At 51.9% G+C, this 23,424-nt stretch carries 19 protein-coding genes; 11 read left to right on the top strand and 8 right to left on the bottom strand.

Annotated elements, in window-relative coordinates:
• Positions 1–16 precede the first annotated feature (16 nt).
• Positions 17–1,363 carry a cytochrome P450 gene (locus tag AC2FNE_RS00465; protein WP_367648108.1) on the bottom strand — a complete coding sequence of 449 codons (1,347 nt, stop codon included), beginning with the start codon at positions 1,361–1,363 and terminating at the stop codon, positions 17–19.
• A gap of 399 nt (positions 1,364–1,762) precedes the next feature.
• On the opposite strand from AC2FNE_RS00465, the gene AC2FNE_RS00460 reads away from it, so the two are divergent.
• Entirely contained in the window at positions 1,763–3,088 is a 1,326-nt protein-coding gene (locus AC2FNE_RS00460; protein WP_496804565.1) for a sensor histidine kinase, read from the top strand.
• 532 nt (positions 3,089–3,620) lie between these two features.
• On the opposite strand, the gene AC2FNE_RS00455 is transcribed toward AC2FNE_RS00460, so the two are convergent.
• The 5 genes from AC2FNE_RS00455 to AC2FNE_RS00435 form a co-directional block, all read right to left on the bottom strand.
• Positions 3,621–4,442, bottom strand: coding sequence for a 3-methyl-2-oxobutanoate hydroxymethyltransferase (locus AC2FNE_RS00455; protein WP_170604152.1), 822 nt, complete (start codon positions 4,440–4,442; stop codon positions 3,621–3,623).
• Positions 4,439–5,608 carry a fatty acid desaturase gene (locus AC2FNE_RS00450; RefSeq protein ID WP_170604154.1) on the bottom strand — a complete coding sequence of 390 codons (1,170 nt, stop codon included), beginning with the start codon at positions 5,606–5,608 and terminating at the stop codon, positions 4,439–4,441. The genes AC2FNE_RS00455 and AC2FNE_RS00450 overlap by 4 nt, the downstream gene beginning before the upstream one ends.
• Before the next feature lie 227 nt (positions 5,609–5,835).
• Positions 5,836–6,606 (bottom strand): SDR family oxidoreductase, encoded by a 771-nt coding sequence (locus tag AC2FNE_RS00445; RefSeq protein WP_170604156.1) that lies wholly within the window; start codon positions 6,604–6,606, stop codon positions 5,836–5,838.
• Positions 6,603–7,643 (bottom strand): zinc-dependent alcohol dehydrogenase, encoded by a 1,041-nt coding sequence (locus AC2FNE_RS00440; protein ID WP_496804564.1) that lies wholly within the window; start codon positions 7,641–7,643, stop codon positions 6,603–6,605. The genes AC2FNE_RS00445 and AC2FNE_RS00440 overlap by 4 nt, the downstream gene beginning before the upstream one ends.
• Positions 7,640–8,740: a mandelate racemase/muconate lactonizing enzyme family protein gene (locus AC2FNE_RS00435; protein WP_367648109.1), complete on the bottom strand. Its 1,101-nt coding sequence runs from the start codon at positions 8,738–8,740 to the stop codon at positions 7,640–7,642. Before AC2FNE_RS00435 ends, AC2FNE_RS00440 begins: the two co-directional genes overlap by 4 nt.
• A gap of 302 nt (positions 8,741–9,042) precedes the next feature.
• Between AC2FNE_RS00435 and AC2FNE_RS00430 the strand changes: the two genes are divergently transcribed.
• Both AC2FNE_RS00430 and AC2FNE_RS00425 read left to right on the top strand, forming a co-directional pair.
• Positions 9,043–10,758 (top strand): MerC domain-containing protein, encoded by a 1,716-nt coding sequence (locus tag AC2FNE_RS00430; RefSeq protein ID WP_170610351.1) that lies wholly within the window; start codon positions 9,043–9,045, stop codon positions 10,756–10,758.
• A gap of 4 nt (positions 10,759–10,762) precedes the next feature.
• Entirely contained in the window at positions 10,763–12,031 is a 1,269-nt protein-coding gene (locus tag AC2FNE_RS00425) for a HupE/UreJ family protein (protein WP_496804563.1), read from the top strand.
• A gap of 108 nt (positions 12,032–12,139) precedes the next feature.
• Here AC2FNE_RS00425 and AC2FNE_RS00420 read toward each other — a convergent pair whose 3' ends face one another.
• Together AC2FNE_RS00420 and AC2FNE_RS00415 are read right to left on the bottom strand one after the other, a co-directional pair.
• A complete protein-coding gene (locus tag AC2FNE_RS00420) occupies positions 12,140–13,015 on the bottom strand; it encodes an isocitrate lyase/PEP mutase family protein (protein ID WP_170604341.1) in 876 nt (291 codons plus the stop codon).
• Positions 13,016–13,117: 102 nt separating this feature from the next.
• Entirely contained in the window at positions 13,118–13,789 is a 672-nt protein-coding gene (locus AC2FNE_RS00415) for an IclR family transcriptional regulator (RefSeq protein WP_496804562.1), read from the bottom strand.
• Between the two features lie 89 nt (positions 13,790–13,878).
• Here AC2FNE_RS00415 and acnA point away from each other — a divergent pair, with 89 nt between their 5' ends.
• The 8 genes from acnA (at position 13,879) to AC2FNE_RS00375 (ending at position 23,386) form a co-directional block, all read left to right on the top strand.
• Positions 13,879–16,458, top strand: coding sequence for an aconitate hydratase AcnA (acnA, locus tag AC2FNE_RS00410; protein WP_496804561.1), 2,580 nt, complete (start codon positions 13,879–13,881; stop codon positions 16,456–16,458).
• Positions 16,458–17,606, top strand: coding sequence for a 2-methylaconitate cis-trans isomerase PrpF family protein (locus AC2FNE_RS00405; RefSeq protein WP_170604168.1), 1,149 nt, complete (start codon positions 16,458–16,460; stop codon positions 17,604–17,606). Before acnA ends, AC2FNE_RS00405 begins: the two co-directional genes overlap by 1 nt.
• A gap of 1 nt (position 17,607) precedes the next feature.
• Positions 17,608–18,108 (top strand): ribonuclease E activity regulator RraA, encoded by a 501-nt coding sequence (gene rraA, locus AC2FNE_RS00400; protein WP_170476399.1) that lies wholly within the window; start codon positions 17,608–17,610, stop codon positions 18,106–18,108.
• A gap of 29 nt (positions 18,109–18,137) precedes the next feature.
• Complete coding sequence (locus tag AC2FNE_RS00395) at positions 18,138–19,124, top strand: tripartite tricarboxylate transporter substrate binding protein (RefSeq protein WP_170604170.1); 987 nt, start codon at positions 18,138–18,140, stop codon at positions 19,122–19,124.
• A gap of 77 nt (positions 19,125–19,201) precedes the next feature.
• Positions 19,202–19,693, top strand: a complete 492-nt coding sequence (locus AC2FNE_RS00390; RefSeq protein WP_170604172.1) for a tripartite tricarboxylate transporter TctB family protein — start codon at positions 19,202–19,204, stop codon at positions 19,691–19,693.
• Position 19,694: 1 nt separating this feature from the next.
• Entirely contained in the window at positions 19,695–21,218 is a 1,524-nt protein-coding gene (locus AC2FNE_RS00385; RefSeq protein ID WP_496804560.1) for a tripartite tricarboxylate transporter permease, read from the top strand.
• 156 nt (positions 21,219–21,374) lie between these two features.
• Positions 21,375–22,568, top strand: a complete 1,194-nt coding sequence (locus tag AC2FNE_RS00380; RefSeq protein WP_170604174.1) for a CaiB/BaiF CoA transferase family protein — start codon at positions 21,375–21,377, stop codon at positions 22,566–22,568.
• Positions 22,565–23,386 carry a citryl-CoA lyase gene (locus tag AC2FNE_RS00375; protein WP_170604176.1) on the top strand — a complete coding sequence of 274 codons (822 nt, stop codon included), beginning with the start codon at positions 22,565–22,567 and terminating at the stop codon, positions 23,384–23,386. Before AC2FNE_RS00380 ends, AC2FNE_RS00375 begins: the two co-directional genes overlap by 4 nt.
• The last annotated feature ends 38 nt before the right edge of the window (positions 23,387–23,424 follow it).

Here is a 23,424-nt window from a genome sequence, read left to right as displayed (position 1 = left end):
CAAGTTCGGATGGCGTTCAATCGCTGTCGCGAGCTTTATTAGCGTTTAGTATCAGAGGACCACTGGTGCGCATGGTAAACGTCAGAACCGGTTCGGGCATTTCCGCATCTGCAAATGAAAATTCTATGCGGCGCAACACTGAGGCCATCAAAACCATGATCTCTGTCTCGGCGTATTGCGCACCAATGCAAATCCTAGGTCCATCGCCAAACGGAATGTACTGCCCGCGCGGGAAAGATGTGCCAAGGAAACGTTCGGGTCGATATTGCTCCGGGGCCTCCCACAGTTTCTCGTTTCTGTGCAATGAATAAACCGGAAAAAACAGAGCGTCCCCTTTTTTGATCTCTACCCCTTTGATTTCGACATCATCCGATGCGTCCCGCGCGAAAAATGCCGCGGAAGGGTAGAGGCGAAGTGTTTCCTTGATATGAGCGCGCAATAGCGGCATCGACTCGAGGTCCGAGAACTCTATCGGCCCATCTGAGCGAACCGACCGAATCTCATGACGAATTCGGGCCTGCATTTCCGGGTTCAATGCAAGTAAGTAATAACCCCAAGCCAATGCGTTAGCCGACGTTTCATGTCCAGCGACAACAAAGGTCAGAAGATTGTCTACGGTCGTCTCTTCATCCTCGAAATCCGTTTTCAGGGCTTCGATCATGAAATCAAGAAAGTCCTGCGGTTCAACCCGGTTTTCGGATCGCCGTTGTTCTATGACCTGCCGGGCAAGGTCGCGCATTGTGGAGACCGGGGCCATGCTTCGTATCCACTTTTTGCGCGGTAACCACTTTGGCAAACCCATTAGGTCAAACAATGAAATATCTGAGATATACTCAAAGTACTTGATTAGCCCGACGCGAATCTGTTCTGAACTGACTTCCTTATTCCCCGAGAAGATAACCCTGGAGATATTTGTCAAAGTCGATGCTGGCGCCACTTGTGCGATATCCACGGGACCTTGATGTTCCGCCAGAGACTCCGCAACTTCAGTCCCAGTTTCAGCGAAATGACGCGAAAGCACCGGAAGGTTTCTGGCAGCGAACAACGGAGAATACCTGCGCCTTTGCTGACGCCACTTTTCCCCTTCTGAGAGAATCAGCCCGTTACCAACCGCTGATCCGATAATGTCTTTTGTGAACTTGGCTTTAGGAAACGACCGTCCCTGCCCGACCAGCAATTCGGTGATCATTTCAGGGTCGCAAAAATAGTGGATATTCAAAGGTCCACGCACATAAGTTTCGCGCAAAGTTTCGGCAGGTATAACTTCCAGCATGTTTCGGCCAGCGGACCTAGCAAACTGAAGCAACGACACAGGCTTTTCTGCCAGTCTCGCCGAAACTGGAACGACGTCAAATTGCGTCACATTCGTCTTCCCAATTGCAGTCACAGCTCGGTCCTTTTGAGCATTTCCACCTTCCTGCGGTTCCATTTAGGTGAAAAGTTGCCCTTTTAGCAACGCGATCACAAATTTTTGCAGCCAAGTTAGGCACTTGAGCAACAAAACGGCACACTAGCCAACGATGAAGACCTCGCATTTGTCACGCAACAGTTACACTCTGTTTTTTGAATTAGTGCCAAACTGTGAACCAATTTCCGACCAACTAAGTCCTCATTGTTCCGCTACTAATTGGCCCAGAGCGCGATTAACGAAGACTTTTAAATGACAGCCATCGATGCAAAGCTGCCGGACCGGGATACCGGGGAACCGGAAAACCGGCTTCTGCAAAACATAAAAGATTACACTGCCATGAGCTTTGCGCTCTTGTGGCAACGGCAGGCTATTTTCCTTGCCACGACTATCCTCACCGGATTCTTTTTTGATCCTATCAACGCGCTGTTGTTCTACGGGACGATCCTCATTTGCGAAGTGCAGGATTTGATGCTCGCTAAGCGGGTACCTCGTCTCAGACCTGATCAACATAAAGCAATTGCGATGATGGTTGTTTGGATTTTGCTGAACACCATCCTAAGTGCGACCGCGATTTGTTTGTACGCGGTTTCGGTGGCTTGGAAACAGCCAACGGGTGGACATTTTACGCCACTGTTTTTCCTGTTTGCCGCCGCTCTATTTGCAGCAATGAACAACCATCAGTTCGTGTGGGCAATGATTGTTCGCCTGGCGATGTACGGTGTCTCTTTCATGGTGATTGTAGTGAAAGACATCTGGGTCGAACGGCCTGACCTTTCCTCCGAACTATGGCTACATTTCTTTACGGTGATTTTTGTAATGTACTTTCTGATCGACTGCTCGCTGGTATTTTTAAAGCTTTACCGCAAGAACTTGGAACAACTCGAAAAGCTCAAGGAAGAGCACGAAAGAACGAAAGCGGCTTACATAGCGAAAACCCAGTTCATTTCTACGGTCAGCCACGAATTGAGAACACCTTTGACATCAATCAAGGGATCTTTGGACCTGATCAATACTGGCGCCCTGGGTGAAGTTCCTGAGTCGATGCAAAACCTAATCCACTTGGCTGGCAAAAACAGCGAACGCCTCGCTTCCCTGATCAACGACGTATTGGATATTCAGAAAATGGAAGCCGGCGAAATGAACTATCGTGATGGAATAATCGATGTTCACTCTTTGGTAAGAGAAGCGATTTCCTGCAATCTGGGTTATGTCAGCGCTCATAACGTCGAAATTTTAGAGGATATTCGTGGAGACGAAGAAGTCTTCATCAAGGGGGACTCATCGCGTCTCCTGCAAGTTTTGGCGAATATGATATCCAATGCTGCCAAATTTTCATTCGACGGTGGCGAGATCACTGTTGGATGCGAAAAAATCGGCGAAAATGTTCGTCTGTTTGTAAAAGACCAAGGCATTGGTATCCCGAAAGGTAGCAGGAACAAAGTCTTCGACCGCTTTTCCCAAATTGACTCCTCTGATGAGCGTCATGCGGGCGGTACTGGACTTGGGATGAACATCTCAAAAGAAATTGTCGAGCATTTTGGCGGCACAATTGACTACCGAAGCACGCTCGGCAAAGGCACAGAATTTTTCATTGAGCTTCCGGTCGCGGATACCGGCGATTCCCGATCCATTGGGCGCGCGCATTCGTTACACCCTTGGGCCGCGCAATCCAAATAACATGGAGATATTAAGAATGCTGCATCGTGTCTTCGAAACGCCTCTTACCAAACCGACGCCATGCTGGCCGTCAGAGAAAGCAGGTTTTCAAAAAATGAACACTTAACGCTTCAAAAAGTTAATGCCGTTCCGAATGGGATCGGAACGGCACACTCGTTACCATATACAATTCCGAACTTGCGGTAGGTCCACATCATTCGGATTAACAAGCCACCAATGTTTAGGCGGCGATCTCATACTACCCACTACAGAGGGAGTGTTATCTACGCATTGGCAATATCCCGGTTTTTACGCCAATTAGCTGTTTTCAGGGACGGAATGGGGAAACAAAACACCTCTCAGCCACCGCATTGTAAATGTTTTGAAACCACGCCATCGATTCGGCACTTTCGGGCGGATGACTCTTGCGGAACCCAGCAGGAATTGAACTGGCTGATGTCCAAACTTCCCTAACATTGGTAATTTACCGCAGGATGACATCTCTACCGATCGGATATAATCGTTTTATAACAGATTGTTAAACTGCGTTTCACTATTCTCTGTCCAAATGTTCAGCGAACTTTTCGTATTCTAAGTCGGAGATATCTGCAGTTTCATATTGGTCGGGATAAGCCCCTGTTTGTGCGGCTTTTTTAAACGCCTTCAAAGCCGATCGACGAGCAGACCTGATTTGTTGCTGCAACGCATACAAATCTCCAAAAGCGCGCGCGTGGCGAGGTCTGTCAGGTTGCTCGCCGCAGACGTCATTTTGGAAAAGATAGATAATGTCGCCACCCGATCCGGAACCCAACGATGACGTAATGAGGGTTGTGCGTTTGCTAATATCGGCCATGACCCGATCACAAATAACCTCTGCCTCGACTGAAAAGGCTCCGGCGTCTTCCATTCGCCGAAAAGCCCGCCAAAGTTCCAAAGCTTCATCAGCGGTTTTCCCTATCGCGCGCAATCCACCGTTCCAAGTCGAGCGGCGCGGAACTAAGCCGAGGTGGCACATCACAGGTATCTGCTCGCGCGCCAATAGCTCAACGATATGCGGACCGCGCGCCGTATAAACAGAGTCAGCGCCGTTTTTCATGGCAAGAAACGCTTGGTCCAAAACGTCTTTCTCGGTTGGGTGATCCGGCATAGGGATCGCTGCTGTATAGAACAAATTTGGCGCACCGCGTCTTACAGCCACTGCGTTGATGGCATTTCCCATGATCAAATCTAGACCCGCGTCAGCCGCGGCAGAGGCTTCTTCTTCAGAATTTGCGGTAGTCTGCACCAGTTTCCTGATACCCTTAAATTCCCGTAAGTCTGCTGCGGTGTAATTGCGCAAAGAAAACTTGGCGTCCCAGTCATAGATGCGTTTCACGATTTTTCCCCTGACTTGGCAATCGTCATTTCTTTTGGCGCCAAATCACCGATCGAACGCTCTGCCAGCACACTTTCCTTGTTCCGTTTCGTCTTGGCCGACGCAGGAAGTGGCGTGTCCCAAGCATAGTCCGGGTCAGTTTTTTGCCGATCCCAAATCTCCAACATCTCACGCCATGCGCCCTGCAAGCTACGCGGGGCAGGCATGTCGTTCTCTATCTCCTTTGCCAAAGCTGGCAGATTATAGCACGGCACGCCAGCATACATGTGGTGTTCCGTGTGCCAATTCATGTGCCAATAGAGAAACTCGACAAACTTAGGCAGCCTTATTGAGCGGGTGTTCTTACGAAAGTCAGCGGAATCTTCGATCAATCCGCAGTGCTGGGTTAATCCACAGGCGTAGCTCAACCAATTTGCGATGTAACTCGGAACCGTGAAAATCAAAGGAAGCACCCAGACACCAGTGGTCAGAGCCAACAAAAGCACGACTGAATGAAACGCAATCAAAAGTCGCGACCACCAAATCGACCTTGTGCGCTGAACCGGCTGGTCTCGATGCAAAGCATCAAGCCATTCGTTGGCCGGGACATTGGTCGCTCCAACTTTGCCGCAGGCGTCAAGACAGGTGAGCCAAACGGTCGATAAGAATCCTCCTTTACCAAAAGTACGCCCTGGCTGCGTAAATAAGTTGAAAGTGAACATTTGAAGTAAGAAAGCACGCCCCACGTTTGGATGTATCGGCAGCAGCACTTCTCGGTCACCTTCCGGATGCAGGGTGTAGCGGTGGTGGTAGGTGTGGCTCGCGGCATAGTCGAACGGGTTCCACCAACTAATCAGACTGAAAAGATATAAGAAGGCCTGGTTCAGCCACTTTGTTTCGAACACCGTTCCATGGCCAAGCTCATGTACAGCTGTGCCCTTGTAAAAAGAGGCAACCGTCCCATGGGCAAACAGTGCGATAGCGAAGAGTATCCACCAACTTTGCGTCCAAGTATAAAGTAAGGCGGCACCCGTCAGGCAAAACAAAACCAGGTGACCGCCGGCTTGGAGCCACCCTTTTCGATCAATTCTCTTGGAGAGTTCACGAAATCGCTCCGGCGGCATCTTTGAGCGATACCATTGCACCTTTAAGTCTTCGGTAGCCTCGGACAACGGTTTATATGCCATTCGTTCTGCGCCTCCCCCGCAGACTTCATGCCCTTAAATATAAAACTGCAAACTTATCTTGATCACAAACGATGTTTCTTCACCGTGGATCACGTTCGAACAAAGTGTATCCAAGCGAGCTTCATCGCCAAGAGAAAACTCGTTTTCCCATGATTTCAAAACAAAGACAGATTAGAGGTTAGCAAGCTATATTTTCGCGGAAACGCTCTATTGGACGCTCGACAGCACTAGCGTCCCATCCATCCACCGTCGACGACAAGGATTTCTCCGTTTACAAAATCCGATGCCGACGAAGCCAAAAACACAACCGGGCCCGCAAAATCCGCAGGAGTTCCCCAGCGGCCTTGAGGTGTTCGTTCAAGAATTGATTTGGAGCGAACCGGATCGTCCTGCAGCGCTTGTGTGTTGTCTGTGGCAATATATCCGGGTGCGATGGCATTAACGTTAACGCCCTGTGCCGCCCATTCATTTGCCAGCGCTTTCGTCAATTGCCCGATACCGCCCTTTGAGGCCGAATAACCCGGTACAGTGATCCCGCCCTGAAAGGTCAACAGCGACGCGGTAAAAATAATCTTTCCGGATCCTCGGGCGACCATGTCCTTGCCGATCTCTCGGGAAAGCACGAATTGCGAAGACAAGTTTACCTCGATCACCTCATCCCACCATTCGTCGGGATGTTCGGCCGCAGGCTTACGCTTGATGGTTCCGGCGTTGTTGACAAGTATGTCTGGCGTGATCCCGTCGGCCCTGATTTGATCAATGAATCCATGTAATGCGGCGCGGTCAGAAAAGTCGCATTGGTAAGCCCTGAAGGTGCGCCCCATTTCGGTTACGGCCTTTTCAACATCAGAACCGGACAACTCTAGCGAAGCTGACACGCCAATAATATCGGCTCCTGCCGAGGCAAGCGCTTCGGCCATCCCTCGCCCAATGCCCCGTTTGCACCCAGTGACCAGCGCAGTTTTTCCGGTCAGGTCGAAGCTTTGCAGAACATTCATGCGCGCGATCCCACTTTGATTAAACTTTTCATGGCCGTTGGGCTGCGATCCAGCGCTTCGAATGCGGCTTGTATATCCGACAGAGGGCTGACATCGGTAATTACGACATCTGCGTCGACACCGCCGGAGGTGACGACGGCAATTGCTTTCTCGTAATCTTCGGGTTCGTACACCCGGGCTCCGATTAGTTGCAGTTCTCGCCAAAAGAACTGAAAAAGGTCGATCTGAGGCTTTGTCGCGTGGATCGCAACCATCACGATCCGTGCTTTAGTTGCTGCAACTGTTGTCATGGCATCCACGCCCGGTTGAGTTCCGGAAACTTCGAAAACCACATCCGCACCTTTGTCACCCGTGCGGTCATTTATTGCAGCAGCAAGATCCGTTTCGGTTGGGTTCACGGTTTCAAAGCCAAGTTTCGCAGCGATCGCTAACCGATTTGGATTCACTTCAGATATCACTACATTGCCGCCAGCATCGCGGGCGACCATGGCGACCAACACACCAATTGGACCACCGCCAATGACGACCACGTCTTCCCCGGGCTGCAGGCCCGACAGTCGGACGTCATGGCAGGCGACTGCAACAGGCTCGATCAATGCGGCATGGTCCATTCGCAGATCATCGGGCAGCCTATGCAAAGTGTGCGCCGGAACAGTCCAGATTTCCTGCATCGCACCATCTGTATCAAGCCCCAAAAACTTCAGGTTCTGACAAATGTGTTTGTGTCCACGCTTGCATGCGGGGCATTCACCACAATGGTCCAGCGGCCGCACAACAACCTTCTGCCCTGGTTGGACGCTATCCACGCCTTCACCTATTGCCTCGACCACTCCGGACATTTCATGACCTATTACCCGGTTCAGCCCAACACGCGCGTCCATATTCCCGTGATAGACGTGCATGTCCGTCCCGCAAATGCCGCAATAGGCAATTCGGATCGATGCCTCCCCGGGGCCAGGCGCGGTTGCCGCGGTTTCCTCAACGGCAAAGCTCTTGTTACCTCTGTAGTAGGCCGCAGAAATCGTCTGGGCAGTCATGGATGCATCTCCTTGTGCTCCGAATTCAGTTTTTCCCAGTCAAACACCACTCCGGTGCCAGGCGTATCTGGGGCCACGGCCAGGCAGTCTTCTACAACCAGCGGACGGGTCGTGTATTGGTCAATCGGAAAAGAATGCACTTCCAACCATCCGGAATTGGGTTGCGCAGACACAAGGCTCACGTGAAGTTCTTGCATTCCGTGGCTGCAAACGGGAATTCCATGTCGAGAGCTGAGCGCTGCCACCCGAAGCCAACCAGTGATACCGCCACAATTGGAGGCGTCAGGTTGGATAAAACTTAGTTTGGCATCGTCAAAGGCGTACTCGAATTCATGAATAGTGTGTAGGTTTTCTCCCATCGCCAGCGGAACGCCTGTTGCGTCCGCAATGCGGCCGTACCCTTTGTAATCATCAGGAATCGTTGGTTCTTCGAACCACAGAATATCGGTTTCGGCAAATCCGCGAGCAGCCACTATCGCCTCTTCAACAGTCATGGAATAATTTGCATCCACCATGAAAAACCGATCAGGCCCAAGCATGTCGCGCACCGCTATTGCGCGCGCGAGATCTTCGGCCAGGTCTGGTTGCCCGACTTTGATTTTTACAGCATTGAAGCCGCGGGACAAATACCCTTCGGTTTGGGCCAGCAGTTTCTCCAAAGGGAAATTCAAATCTATCCCGCCAGCATACGCTTTGCACCGATTTGAAACGCCACCAGCCATTTTCCACAACGGCGCGCTTGTCGCTTTACCGCGAATGTCCCACAGCGCAATATCAATGGCCGATATCGCAAAAGATGCTATTCCACCACGCGCCACATAGTGCACATGCCATTGCATTGCGTCGTACAGCTCTTCCACCTGACCCGCGTTTTTCCCTATCAAAAACGGCGCCAATTCGTGTTCGATCATCGCAAGAACAGCGTGTCCGCCCTTGCCGCCTGTATAGGTATATCCTGTCCCTTCGATCCCATCCGCCGTATGGATCGTTACTGTTACCAATTGGAAAAAAGTGTGATCCCCATGTTTTGCGTCAACCAAAACCTCAGCCAACGGAACGTTGAACAGGCGCGCTGAAACATTGGTAATACGTGTCACGATCTTTAAACCTTCCACTGTCTGGCAATAAAGCGAGACTGTAGAAGGATAACTGCAAAAAGGAAGCCCCAAGTTCAACCGCTTAGTGCGGTTCGATGAAGCTAACTTGAAAAGCCCATTTTCAGAACCGGGCCAATTGCGAAAGCGGCCTTGATGGTAGTGCAGGCAACGTCAAATTTCGAAACTATTCGATGGTACTAAAGTATTTGAGCAGGAGTTCCCTTCTCCTGGCAATGAGTGGTAGTGTTTACTGAACAGAGCAATAACCGCTTTGGCCAATTACGGATTTTGGGGGATCACCAATGCCGCGTATCGGCATTTTAGTTTCAGTTCTTATTGTGGGAATTTATGGTCCACATTTGACGCACGCCGATCTTGTTTCACCCTATGGCGGTGAGACGGCACCAAATTTTACCGAACTTGAAGTCAACACAGACCACGTGCGCGTCGCTTTGGAAATCGACTTAAGCGATTATCCGGTATTTGTATCCGAAGACGATGGATCAGGCGTTTCGCTCGCCGAGCGCACGGGACAAACTTTCTCAGTTTCGGCTGATGGTATTCCTCTTGATCGCGTGATTGACGCGGTCGATGTCAGACCCAGATTACCACGCCGAACTGCCGCGTCATCAACCGTGCCACCGCGACCCCGAAGCGATGACGTCGTATTCGTCGAAATGCGGTTTCCATTTTCGGGTCAACCTGAACGGATAAGTTTCACTCCTCCACTCCGTGAAGATGGATTCCCCCTTGCTGTATTGGGTGTACTGGCCAAACACATGGGCGTACCGGTTACAGATTATCGATATCTGTCAAAGACTGAAACCATTCTGCCAGACTGGGAAGATCCGTGGTTTAGTACTTTTGAAAACCCAAACTTGACGCGGCACCACAAGTCACCAGTGATGTCTTTCCTATCGATGGAGCCTAGGGAAGTTCGCCACGAAATCATTTTTAGGCTCCGTGATCTGGAAGCTTGGTCAGACTTGACACTGTCCGGCACCGAGCGCCTGACACCTCAGGATGTTGCTGACATCAAGGTTGCGGCTGCGTCTTTCGTTGAAGCGCGAAACCCGCTCGTGATAAACGGTGAGCTTTCTGAGCCTTCGTCGGTCAGTGTGTCGCGAATTGCAGTTGGGGCAGAGGGGCTTCAGGTTCTTCCCGATACCCTTCCCGCCGATCGAACTACAATGCTTTTGGGTGTGGTTTTGTCCTATCCGCAAGCGGCATTGGCAGATACCGTTTCGATGAGTTGGGAGCTTTTCCCCGATGGGATTGATGCCGTTCCGGTTACTTTAACAGATCCCGCAGGCGGGGTGCCCGCGCAAGCGCTTCGAGGCGACGATACCGTCAAATGGACAAACCATTTGAAGACATGGGAAAACCCCCGCACTGTTCCGGTAAAGGTAAAAACCGCTAGTGTCATCTCGTTTCCAACTCTTGCGGTCATTTTCGCCTTAATCAGCATCTGTGCGGGAATTGGCGCATGGCGTGGCACTGGGCGCAAAAGCTTCATTTTTTGGGGCGCAAGCGGATTATGCCTTATGGCGGCGGCCATGTTGTTCCCTGTCAAACAAACGATCTCTATGCCGGGAAAAGGCATGCCAGACGACATAGCATCAAAACAAATCGTTCACGGATTGCTGGACAACGTAAGTGTGGCGATGCTGGAGCCAGAGACCGATGGTATCAACGCCGCAATCGCAGCATTTGTACCAGAGGAAAGCCGAGACGCCGTCAGCGCCGAACTTCAGCGCGGATTGGCCGTAACTTTGCCTTCAGGGGCTCGTGCTCGTACGGACAAAATTTCCAACGTGAATATCGAAACCATAACATCGGAACCGGACAACGATACGCATCAGATACTTGCTAATTGGACATCGTCTGTGAGTGGCGGGCATTGGGGTCACTTGCATCGTCGTGCCATTGCCTACCGTGGGCTGGTAGACGTGTCTAGGTCAGGTGACACCTGGGAACTTGACGGGCTGACCGTGCTCAGTTCAAAGGTGGACGGATAGCCAAATGCGCCATCAACTCGTTCGATTAACCATTCTTCTAGTGCTTGCTATGACGTTCGTTGGAACTTCAGGGCTTGCCCATTTCAAACTGAACCAGAATGTGCGAATCTTTCATGTTGTTCATGGGCTGGACGCGACCGACGTCTACATTCGCACTCCGATGGCATATCTTGTCGCTGATAAACTTGGTCCGGTTGGCCCGGACGGGTTGCCGGCCCCTGCCCCTTTCACAATTAATCGTGTCGAAGATGGGGTTCTGATGCACCTTGTCGATGCCGACATGTTTCGCAAAGAACGGCTGAACTTGGCCGACATACTCGCCGATGATTTAGTTTTTGCAGTAGACGAACGGCGGTTGATCCCCGCGACAGTAATGGCGAACGCTTATCCCATTGGTACAGAACCCGGTTTTGCGACCAAGGATGAAGCAACCTTGGCCCTTTCCGGCCCTAAAACATTTTCACCCAGCAGCGAGGACGTCTATGTCGGTGATACCGTAGTCGATATTCATATCCGGTTTGTAGGAAAGCTGGACGGGACCTACGAAATTTCGATGTCTGCCAACCCGGAGTTGGATGGTCAGGATGAAACCGCGAACCTTGTTTTGGATTACAGGGGCGACAAGATCAGAACTTACCGGGCGACCGGTCTTTTGCACTCACCTATTGAAATTTCCGGGGCGGCGACATCGGCCGCTATTACATTTGTGATCGAAGGTATTAGGCACATTATCGAGGGCATTGATCACGTGCTTTTCGTTTTGTGCATGGTCATCGGGGCGGCGACGTTGCCCGCTTTGTTGTTGCGGGTGACGGGCTTCACATTGGGGCACACAGTTACACTTATTGCGGGTTTCTTTGGGTTTGCGCCTTCTGCACCATGGTTCATCCCCGCTGTCGAAACGGCGATTGCTTTGACGATAATTTTAGCTGCAGCCGACGCCGTGTTCCAACGACCGGAGCGCGCGCAATCAAACACTGCTGCCGTCACAGTGACAGCCGCGATAGGATTGCTGCACGGATTTGGGTTTTCTTTTATGCTACGCAATATTCTTCAGGTGGATGCCACAAACGTGTGGCAAAGCCTGCTGGCATTCAACCTGGGCGTCGAATTAGGTCAGCTTTTCATCGTCGCAATGGTATGGCCGCTGGTGGTATTTCTTCGCAGAATGCCACCGAAAGTTTGGATTGGCGCGCGTGGCGTCGTAGCCGTCTCGGTTTCTGTCATCGCAATGATTTGGGCGTTTGAACGCATCTCGGGCGTTTTTGCCTAAAGGTCCAATGCTTATCGCGGGGAGCAAACCCTGTTTTTGATGGTTCGTTTTAGGAATGCCCCACATGTACATTGTGCCGCAATTTAGCGGCAATAACCCTTTGAGTATTTAGATTCGAGAGTACCGCGCTTCCATTTCATCATAGAAGTCTTTGTTTACGGCCCCCTGCCGCATTTCAAACCGTGCGACAGGACCGCTTTCATCCATTCGACCATCGGATTTCAAAATGGACAAAGCGTCGTGCATTCCTTTAAGCGCACCCTGAAGCGCCACGTTAGCATAAAGGACCAGGCCAAATCCCATCTGATCAAGCTCGTCAAAGTCAATAATCGGGGTTTTACCGCCTACAACCAAATTGACCAATTGCGGCGTTCCGATAAGCCGTTTGGGAATTTCGCGAATTTCATCGACAGTTCGCGGGGCCTCAACAAAGGTAATATCTGCACCGTCTTCGATAAAGGCCTGCGCACGCTCAATGGCTGCATCAAAGCCTTGTGTCGCGCATGCATCAGTGCGTGCCACGATCAAAAAATTGGAATCCAGACGCGTGTCCGCGGCAGCCTTTATCCGGCTGCGTGCTTCGTCCAAATCGACCACATCTTTTCCGGAAAAGTGCCCGCATCGTTTCGGATTGATCTGGTCTTCGATTTGAATTGCGCTGGCTCCAGCTCGTTCTAATGTTCGCACAGTGTGATGAACGTTCAGCGCGTTGCCAAATCCTGTGTCAGCGTCAACCACAATTGGAAGGTTTGTTGCGTTACGAATAGCAGAAGTGTGGTGAGCAATCTCGGTCAGCGAAACAAAACCGAGATCTGGCATGCCGAGGTAGGTGTTAGTCAGGCCGGCACCTGAAATATAAACAGCCTCAAATCCCAGTTGATCGATCACTCGAGCCGCAAGGGCATTGGCTGCGCCCGGCATTAGGATTGCTCCGCCCTGGTTCAGTCGTTCGCGAAATGCTTTGTTAATTTCATGGTTCAGCATCGCTGCAAACTCCTTTACGGCTGTTTCGTGTTCCTCCCTACGAGCGTGGCTCACCTCTGGCAAGAGATGCAGTTTTCCGTTCTGTCAGGTGAAACGTACCTTTCAGCCAGAGGACAATCCACGCGCCAGACTTTCCAAAAGGGGGATTGCGTTCGCTCGCGCCTCTTCATCAAATCTGTTGACTAGGCCCGAGACTGTAAGGGCGCCCATAAGGTTACCGGACCCGTCAAAAACCGGAGTCGCAATCGAAGAGATATTCGGGTTGGTGTGGCCCACTGAGCTGGCAGTTCCATTTTTGTTGAACTTGCTCAAATCGCCGACATCTTCGCCCGAAAAATGACTCAGGACCAAACCAGACGCTCCGGTAGAAAGTCGTAAACGCATCCCTTCCTCTACATGGAACCGCAACAGATTTGGGGAATTTTCTCTGTATAAACAGATACGTTCATTACCATTTCGCACATAAAATGAAGCCGTCTCACCCGTAGCTTCAACAAGGATTTTAAGCGAAGGCGCAACATGTTCCCTTTTGGTAAAGTCGCGCCGAAAGATGAGCCCAAGACGCCAAACACTGGGCCCGACACTGAATCTTCCGTCTTTGTCCCGTCGAATGAAACCGTAAATATCCATCGAGTTCGTCAGCCGCAGTATTGTGCTTTTATGCAGACCCGTTTCCTCAGCAAGTTCTGCTAGGGACATGCTTGGCCGTTGCGTGGAAAATGCGCTCAGGATCGACATCGCGCGTTCTACAGATTCGGTGCGATTGGCTGTCAAATGTGTTCTACCAGGTGAAATCAGTCCCCAAACATCTTGCTGCATTTGGCCCGGACTGTCTAGTTAACGGCAAATTCAGGAGAATGGCTTTGCGATTTAAGAACCTAGTAGGAACCCAGTATCGAGCAGTTGACTACTGCGAGATGATCGGCAGCGGGTACCGCAGCCTGCCCTATTCGCTAAGAGTGTTGGCTGAAAACGCTGCCCGGCATTCCCAGGAAGGCGCTGCGGCGCATGATGTTCTGGCAAGAGACGGTCAGGCGGTTCCATTCCGACCCGCCAGATTGCTGCTACACGATATGTTGGGAATCCCGGCCTTGATCGACATAATGGCCATGCGAAACAAGCTGGAAGAACAAGGCGGCAATCCAGCAAAGGTCGACATGAGCCTCCCGGTTGATTTGGTCATCGATCATTCGATGTCGATCAATCATTGGGCTGACAAGTTTGCCCTCACTAAAAACATGGATCGCGAATTCGAGGTTAACCGAGAGCGTTTTGCCTTTCTCAAAGCTTGCGAGGCTCGATTCCCGAGGCTCAGGGTTATTCCGCCAGGGGGTGGGATTTGCCATCAGGTAAATTTGGAATACTTGGGCCAGACTGTTGTTCCTTCCAACGAAGATCCCGGCATTCTGATCCCTGACTCTTGCCTAGGCACGGACAGTCACACCCCTATGATCAATGCACTTGGTATTATGGGCTGGGGCATTGGCGGGCTTGAGGCCGAAGCGCAGCTATTTGGAGAGACAACACCCGTAAACGTTCCGCAGGTTATCGGGTTGGAAGTCATAGGCAAACCGTCGGATGACGTTACTGCCACGGATATCGCACTCGTAATTGCTGAAAAGCTTCGGAAAATTGGTGTTGTCGACACTTTCGTTGAACTTTTCGGCAGCGGCTACAACTCTCTCAGTGTCGCGGACCGTGCCACGATCGCGAATATGGCGCCGGAATATGGGTCAACTATGGTGTTTTGCCCCGTTGATGCACGCACTACCGGATATCTGCAACAAACTGGCCGGGGTCAGAACGTAGCCAGAACCGAAGCATACTGCCGATTGCAGAACCTTTGGGTTGAAGAGGTGGACCTCAAGATCGAGTATGAAAAGGTAGTTACGCTTGACCTCAGCCAAATAGGCCGTTCCGTATCCGGCCCTTCCCGCCCTGAACAACGTATTGATTTGGCTGCTGCGACTGACCGCTTGACTCTCGACGGCGAGGTCGAACGTAGAGTCCCTGTGCCGGGAACCGACTATGACATTGGCGACGGTGATGTAATTATCGCTGCGATCACCAGCTGCACAAACACCGCGAACCCGCGGAATATGGTGCTGGCCGGTCTCTTGGCGCGAAATGCGGTGGCACGTGGTCTATCGGTGAAACCACACGTAAAAACGTCGCTGGCACCCGGATCAAGGGTCGTCGCAAAATACTTGTCGGATAGCGGTCTGCAAGACCCGCTTGATGCGCTGGGTTTTGAAGTGGCCGCTTTTTCCTGTTCGACTTGCAATGGCATGTCCGGGCCGCTGCACCCTGCCCACGAAGCGGCAATCAAGGAAAATGACATCAAAGGCATCGCGGTATTGTCGGGAAACCGAAATTTTGCTGGACGCATCCATCCTTTGGCCTCGCGTAATATGATTGCGTCACCGCCGCTGGTCGTAGCCTATGCCTTGATGGGTACTATTTTGAAGGACATCACATCTGAGCCTTTGGGTTTGGACAAGAACGGTGAACCAGTAATGCTGACCGATCTCTGGCCTTCTGCGGACGAAGTTGCGGAGATTGTTGAAAAACACGTGACACCTGAAGAGTTTCAAAGCAATTACTCTTCCATTGGCGAGATCAACGAAAAGTGGAATGCTTTGAAGGTTGGAACAGGCACGTACGATTGGGCTCCTTCGACCTACGTTTCATTCCCACCTTTTGTTAAGGATATTCAGTCGGCAAACTCCCGCATCGCTCAATTGAAAGGCCTTCGCCCGCTCGTCATTCTTGGCGATAGCGTAACGACCGATCATATTTCTCCCTCTGGCATTATTACTCCCGAATCCGAAGCGGGGCAGTTTCTTCAAAAAAGCGGCGTTGAACCCCGAGACTTCAACTCCTTCGGCACTCGCCGAGGCTGTTCAGACGTGGTCATTCGCTCGACTTTTGCCAACTACAGGCTGCGTAACGAAATGACACCGGACCGGGAAGGATCGTGGACCCGGATTGAACCCGATGGTCAGGTTGCAAGCATCTACCAAGCTATTGAAACCTATTTGGAACGGGGTCAAAAACTTGTCGTTATCGGAGGCAAGGAATATGGCTGCGGGTCTTCTCGCGACACAGCAGCAAAAGCCCCATGGTTGGCGGGCATCCGGGCGGTTATCGCGGAAAGTTTTGAACGCATTCACCGCTCAAACTTAGTTAACATGGGGATTGCCCCCCTTTGTTTTCTTGACGGTGTTAACAGAAACACGCTTCGGTTGGATGGTTCAGAGACTTTCGACATCGATCTAAACGAAGATCTGACCGGAGCCACCCTTACAATTCACCGCAAAGACGGAAGCATCGAGACTACGCCTTTGGACCTGCGGCTATACAACGAAGGGGAACGGGCGACTTTTGCCGAAGGCGGCTTGTTGCCTCGCGCGTTCCGAAACTTCTTGGCCGGAGCAGCATAATGCCTGAACGCTTGCGCGCCGCATTTTATCGCGGGGGAACTTCCAAGGCCGTGGTTTTCAACGGTGCGGACCTGCCACATGATCCTGCGCTCTGCGATCGCATTTTCTTGCATGTTTTGGGCAGTCCGGACCCTTACGGTCGACAGCTTGATGGCATGGGCGGCGGCCTGTCTTCACTATCTAAAGTCGTAATTGTAAGCCCATCGCAACGCGAAGATGCGGATGTTGATTACACTTTCGTCCAAGTCGCCGTGAACGAGGCCGTGACCGATTATGGTTCGGCCTGCGGGAACATGTCGTCCTGCGTCGGCCCGTTTGCGCTGACTGAAGGCATGATAAAGGTCAGCGCCGATCAGAAAGAAGCACTGGTTAGAATTTACAGCACCAACACGCAAAGCATATATCATGCTCGCTTTCCGGTTCGCGATGGACAACCTGTTGAGCAAGGCGATTTTGTTATCCCCGGCGTGTCAGGATCAGGCGCAAAGGTCACATTGGATTTCCTGGCGCCGGGTGGTTCCAGCACAGGAAAGATTTTACCAACCGGTAACGTTCTGGACGTTTTAGAAGTTGAAGGAATTGGTTCGCTCGAAGCAACGATGGTAGATGCCACGAACCCCGTTGTATTCTGCCGGGCTTCTGATCTGGGCAGGACTGCGACTGAACTTCCGCAACGCTTGGACGACGATACAGAGTTTATGGGCCTGATCGAGCGTGTCCGTTCTGCAGGCGCTGTGGCGATGGGCATGGCAACCTCGTACCAAACCGTAAAACAGTCAAATCCAAAGGTTGCCATTATTGGTGCTGCGCGGGAGTTTTCGGCTTTGGACAGCAGCTCCCATGCACCAAACACTCATGATCTGAACGTTCGGCTGGTTTCGATGGGCAACTTTCATCGTGCTATTACATTGACCGGGGCGATGTGCACCGCCGTCGCGGCTCAAATACCAGGCACTTTGGTTGAGAAGTTGGCGCAGCCGAAAAGCAATGAGCTTCGAATAGGCACGCCTTCTGGAGTAGTTCCGACAACCGCAGATGTACAACACGGCGTTTCTGGGCCAATAGCGATTTCTGCAGGCACATTTCGAACACAGAGGCGGATCATGGAAGGCGCAGTTCTGTTTCCATCAGAGATGTTGGAGGCGTGATTTGACTTTCGCACTAAAAAGCTATCCCACCACTGATCTTAGCGACGCAAACCCCGGCAAAGCGCGGCAAGTTTTACTGCCATTTTGTGATTTTGGTGGGAAACGGATGTTTGCCGGGCGCATTCGTACCGCTGTGACCCTAGAGGACACCAAGCTGATTCAGGAAGAACTCTTTACTTCTCAAGGAAATGGAGGTGTTATCGTACTGGACGGCGGAGGATCTCTGTGCACTGCCATGTTGGGGGATAGAATGGCCGAAAGGCTAATCGCAAATGGTTGGGCGGGTATCGTCATCAACGGCGCTGTCCGGGATAGCAGGCAACTCGCCCAGCTCGACTTAGGGATAAAGGCGTTGGGCACAACGCCCGTGAAGTCAGGCAAAACAGGTATCGGTGCGCTGGACTTGCCGGTGGCCTTTGGAAACGCTCTTTTTGAACCGGGAAATTGCATTTACTGCGATGAGGATGGAGTGCTGATCGCAGACGAACCGCTCAATCTTTGAGCAAGAAAACAAGCCCTTGGGAGGTATTAATGGCTTATTTCAATTTTACGCGCCGTGCATTCGCGGCAGCCGCTGTTGCCGCGGTTTCACTAGGCAGCCCAGCCTTGGCAGATGGCCATCAGGTTGTTGAAAGCATCCACTTTCTGATCCCCGGTGGAGCCGGCGGCGGATGGGATGGAACCGCACGGGGAACCGGCGAAGCGTTGACCAAAGCTGGTCTGGTTGGGTCGGCAAGCTACGAAAACATGTCAGGTGGCGGCGGTGGAAAAGCCATCGGGTATCTAATCGAAAACGCTGCCAGCAACCATGGTACGCTGATGGTGAATTCCACGCCTATCGTGATCCGCTCGCTGACCGGTGTGTTCCCCCAAAGCTTTCGTGATTTGACTTTGGTTGCTGGAACTATCGGTGATTATGCAGCGCTTGTTGTTCCCGCAGACAGCGATATTCAAGATGTCAACGGCCTGATCGAAGCATTTAATGCTGACCCCGCAAATGTCGCCGTTGGCGGCGGCTCGGTCCCAGGCGGAATGGACCATCTTGTCGCTGCAATGGTCTTTCAGGCAGCCGGAGCCGATCCGGTCGCAATGAAATACGTACCTTATGATGGCGGCGGCGCGACGATGGCTGGCCTGCTCTCGGGTGAGGTTCAGGCAGTTTCCACCGGGTTTTCAGAGGCGGTCGAACTGGCCAAGGCCGGTGAAGTCCGCATTATCGGCGTGACTTCTTCGGACCGCGTGGATGCTTATCCCGACGCTCCGACCATGGTTGAACAAGGTAACGACACCACATTTGTCAACTGGCGCGGATTCTTTGCGGCACCAGGCCTTCCGGCAGAACAACTTGCCGCCTATCAGGAAGCTATTGCCAAAATGTACGAAACACCAGAATGGGAAGAGGTTCGCGCACGCAACGGATGGGTGAACATCCACAACCCCGGCGACGATTTCCAGACCTTCCTTGAAAATCAGGAACAGGTCATCGGCGATTTGATGCGTAAGCTTGGGTTCCTGTGATCCGCAACACGTAGTCGAAAAAAATGTGCGCGCCCGGTCTTTTCGGGCGCGTAACGAAAAAAACGAGGGAGGGGAAGATGGCTATTGATCGCTGGATAGCGCTTGTCATCTTGATGCTATGTTTTGCATATGGCTATGCGGCCTATTTCACTATGGACGGGCTTCTGCCACCGATTATGAAACAACGTCCAATCTGGCCATCAACTTTCCCAAAGGTACTTGCCGCTGGCGGTATCATACTGTCGTTAAGCATTCTTCTTGGGTTTGAAAAAGCCCCCAAAAAGGAAGATGCGGCCGATATCAACTTGTCACGGCTGGGCGAATACAAGGTCGGTCAGGCCCTGATGCTGTTGGGTTTGATGGTTGCTTACGCATTTTTACTGAGGCCACTTGGTTTTCTGGCGGCGACATTCCTGTTTCTGGCCTGCGGAAGCTTCATTTTAGGCGAACGACGCTTTGTTCTGATGGCGGTCGTTGCGGCGATTGCTGCGGGCAGCATATGGTATCTGGTTGATGCCGTTTTGGGTATCTTCCTGAGCCCGCTGCCTTCTTTCATGAACGGAGGCTGAAATGCTCGAAGGACTAATGACGGGCCTTTCAACGGCTTTCACATTTACGAATATCCTCATGGTGATCGGCGGGTGCCTGATTGGAACATTCATCGGGATGCTGCCCGGGTTGGGCCCCATGTCGATCATTGCCATCATGATTCCGGTCGCCATTACAATCGGCGATCCGTCAGCTGCCTTGATCTTGCTGGCAGGCGTCTACTATGGCGCAGTATTTGGAGGATCAACTTCGTCCATTCTGATTAATGCCCCGGGCGTGGCGTCAACTGTCGCGACGAGTTTTGACGGTTACCCGATGACGCGACAAGGAAAGGCGGGCAAAGCGCTTACCGTTGCCGCGATCTCAAGTTTTGCCGGGGGAACAATCGGTGCCGTTCTCTTAATGATTTTTGCCCCAGCCCTTGCTTCCGTCGCACTGCTGTTTCACTCCTCAGAGTATTTCGCCCTCATGGTGGTTGGCTTATCCGCAATCGCTGCCTTTGCAGGCACCGGACAGGTCAGCAAAGCTCTTTTGATGACATTTGTAGGCCTAATCATGGCTACTGTCGGCGAAGGCGTTTTGTTCAATGCACCACGTTTCACAATGGGCATAATGGATCTTCAATCAGGCTTTGGCTTTATCACCCTTGCAATGGCGATGTTTGCGCTGCCAGAGGCTATCTATCTCGTGCTCGATCCTAACCGTTCCAAGACGGGCGACGGGGAGAATGCGGGCGAGATCAAGGATCTGCGCATCACCCGCGACGAAGCCCGCAGGATCACACCGGTCATCGGACGACAGTCTATCCAAGGGTTCTTTATAGGGGTGCTACCCGGAGCGGGTGCCACTATCGCGTCGTTCCTTGGTTATGCCGTCGAACGCAACATAGCATCCAAAGAGGAACAAGAGCAATTTGGTAAAGGCTCCGTCAAAGGCATCGCCGCACCTGAAAGCGCCAACAACGCGGCTTGTACTGGTTCCTTCGTTCCACTGCTGACACTGGGTATCCCCGGATCAGGAACAACCGCGATCCTGCTTGGTGCCCTTATCGCGCTGAACGTGTCTCCGGGCCCGCGTCTTATGGTGGATGAGCCGCAGATTTTCTGGGCGGTCATAATCTCGATGTATCTTGGGAACTTGGTTCTTTTGATCCTGAATCTGCCACTTATTCCCTATATCGCCAAAATTCTGGCCGTTCCGCGTAACTTCCTAATTCCGTTCATTTTGTTTTTCACACTGATGGGTGCGTATATCGGCCAAAACAACGCGACGGAACTGCTTATACTTGTTGGTTTCGGAGTATGTGCAACGCTATTGCGATTTGCAGATTACCCGCTTGCTCCGTTGCTGATTGGGTTCATTTTGGGGCCGCTGTTAGAGAACAACTTTTCTCGAGCCATGCAGCTTTACAATGGAATGAGCTTTATCTGGGAACGCCCGATGACACTGGGTTTGCTGGCGCTTGCGGTGATACTTGTTGTTCTGCCCAGTTATCGTCAACGTCGCGCACGTGCGCGCGCCGAGGGCGTGGCTGATGGTGATTGATAGCCGGAATCAAGCGGAAGTCACCAAACTGGTCTGAACTATTGCAGGCGTGGGCGGATCGGCCAAACTTCGGCACGCGCCCCAAATCGGTAGGCTTACTTGGGCTGGCGCCTGTCCCGCTCACACTTTAGGTGCCAAATCGACTAGAGGACTTCTATGGCGCATCCACTTTCCGGCATCCGTGTTTTGGACCTGACAAACGTGTTGGCTGGTCCGTTTTGCTGTCACCATCTGGCGCATCTCGGTGCTGAAGTGATCAAGGTCGAAGCAGTGGGGCGCGGCGATCTTGCGCGTCAACTCGGTGCTGATCCAACCCTAAACGCAAGTAGCATGGGAGTTTCATTTCTGGCGCAAAACGCTGGGAAAAAATCTGTCACAATCAACTTAAAGCATCCTCAAGGGAAAGAGTTGTTTCTGAAACTTGTGGAAACTGCCGACGTCGTCGTTGAAAACTTTAGACCCGGTGTGATGAACCGTCTTGAACTTGGGTATGACGTTCTGAAATCCATCAACCCGCAGCTGATCTACTGCGCTATTTCCGGGTTCGGGCAGGATGGACCTTGGGTGCATCGTCCGGCGTATGATCAGATCATACAAGGTGCTGCTGGCGTTATGTCTATTACCGGTGACGACGAAAGCGCGCCATTGCGTGTTGGGTTTCCCGTTGCCGACACCGTGGGTGGATTGACTGCCGCATTTGCCATTTCCACGGCGCTAAACAGCAGACCTCGTGGGACATTCATAGACGTATCAATGTTGGAGTCTGTATTGGCTACCATGGGTTGGGTTATTTCCAATTATCTGATCGCGGGGGTTGAACCGTCGGCGAATGGTAACGAAAATGTAACTTCCGCACCTTCAGGCACGTTTCAGGCTAGTGCCGGATTAATCAACATCGCCGCAAACAAGGATGAACAGTGGGTCGCCCTAACCGATCACCTTGGGCTGGCCGATTTACGGCAACGCCCCGAATATGCGACCCGAGAGGACCGAAAGAAAAACCGGTTTCAGTTGAAAACCGAACTGGAAAAAGTATTGAAACGCCGCCCAGCGCGAGACTGGGCAAAGGAATTGAACCGGATCGGGGTGCCATCCGGCGCCGTTTTGACTGTCCCGGAAGTATTGGAGATGCCTCAAGTCGCAGACCGAGGCTTCCTACGTGAATTCGAAAATGTTCCAGGCGTAGACCGCAATATTGAAGTCGTTACAACAGGTTTCAAACTGGATGGCCGCCCGCTCACGGTCGAAACTCCGCCGCCGATCCTCGGCAAGCATAACAGTGAAATTTGGGAGGAGCTTGGACTCACACAAAACGATTTGGTCGAACTTCAAAAGGATGGGGTTATATGAAACAAGACGGCAGCGATGTATCGGATTGGTGGACGACCGAGATTATTGACATGGCACCGGGCCAAATCCGGATTCGCGGTCATGACATTCAGGATCTGATCGGAGAACTTTCTTTCCCCAAAATGATCTGGTTGATGACCCGAGGAGAAATTCCGACCGACGAACAGGCAAAGCTTCTTGAAAGCGCATTAGTGGCCGCGGTTGATCACGGTCCGCAAGCCCCTTCTATTGCAGCAGCTCGGATGGCTGTAACTTGCGGTCTTGGTTTGAATGGTGCGATGGCGTCCGCTGTTAACATGTTGGATGATGTCCATGGTGGTGCAGGTGAACAGGCTGTGGAGTTTTATGGGCTGGTCGATGCGCGAGTTCAAAACGGTCAGGAGTTGGACTCAGCAGTCAAGCAAACAATCGATGTCTGGCAGACGGAGCGAACGAAGTTTATTCCGGGTTTCGGCCATCGATTTCATAAACCAGTTGACCCGCGTGCGCCCCGGTTGCTGGAACTCGTCGATAGCTCAGCGAAGGCTGGGGTGATTGGCGGACAGTACGCCGATTACGGACGTTTGATTGAAAAGTCTCTGCTTGCGCGGTTTGGTAATCCTGTGCCGATGAATATCGACGGGGCGACTGCTGTAATATATGCGGAACTTGGGTTCTCAGGACCCTTGGCGCGCGGCCTTTTTTGCATTTCACGTTCCGTCGGGTTTGTTGCTCATTCCTGGGAGCAGATGAACCAGGGTGGTCGAAACAAAGGGCCTACCCCGCCAAGCTATCGCTGGGCATATCGGGGCCCAAATCCGATTTCAGTCGACAAGTAATTGCTTTCTGTGAAATTGCTTCGGTTAGCTCTGATCGG

It is taken from the genome of Ruegeria sp. YKSD179, from assembly GCF_059612885.1.
The sequence above is the reverse complement of the archived record's forward strand: the minus strand, read 5'-3'. Positions and strand labels throughout refer to the sequence as shown.

Excerpts from the sequence above, each read along its gene's own strand:
- AC2FNE_RS00450 (WP_170604154.1), bottom strand. The coding sequence starts at position 5,608 with ATGGCATATAAACCGTTGTCCGAGGCTACCGAAGACTTAAAGGTGCAA.
- AC2FNE_RS00445 (WP_170604156.1), bottom strand. The coding sequence starts at position 6,606 with ATGAATGTTCTGCAAAGCTTCGACCTGACCGGAAAAACTGCGCTGGTC.
- AC2FNE_RS00440 (WP_496804564.1), bottom strand. The coding sequence starts at position 7,643 with ATGACTGCCCAGACGATTTCTGCGGCCTACTACAGAGGTAACAAGAGC.
- AC2FNE_RS00430 (WP_170610351.1), top strand. The coding sequence starts at position 9,043 with ATGCCGCGTATCGGCATTTTAGTTTCAGTTCTTATTGTGGGAATTTAT.
- AC2FNE_RS00425 (WP_496804563.1), top strand. The coding sequence starts at position 10,763 with ATGCGCCATCAACTCGTTCGATTAACCATTCTTCTAGTGCTTGCTATG.
- AC2FNE_RS00420 (WP_170604341.1), bottom strand. The coding sequence starts at position 13,015 with ATGCTGAACCATGAAATTAACAAAGCATTTCGCGAACGACTGAACCAG.
- AC2FNE_RS00405 (WP_170604168.1), top strand. The coding sequence starts at position 16,458 with ATGCCTGAACGCTTGCGCGCCGCATTTTATCGCGGGGGAACTTCCAAG.
- AC2FNE_RS00395 (WP_170604170.1), top strand. The coding sequence starts at position 18,138 with ATGGCTTATTTCAATTTTACGCGCCGTGCATTCGCGGCAGCCGCTGTT.
- AC2FNE_RS00390 (WP_170604172.1), top strand. The coding sequence starts at position 19,202 with ATGGCTATTGATCGCTGGATAGCGCTTGTCATCTTGATGCTATGTTTT.
- AC2FNE_RS00385 (WP_496804560.1), top strand. The coding sequence starts at position 19,695 with ATGCTCGAAGGACTAATGACGGGCCTTTCAACGGCTTTCACATTTACG.
- AC2FNE_RS00380 (WP_170604174.1), top strand. The coding sequence starts at position 21,375 with ATGGCGCATCCACTTTCCGGCATCCGTGTTTTGGACCTGACAAACGTG.
- AC2FNE_RS00375 (WP_170604176.1), top strand. The coding sequence starts at position 22,565 with ATGAAACAAGACGGCAGCGATGTATCGGATTGGTGGACGACCGAGATT.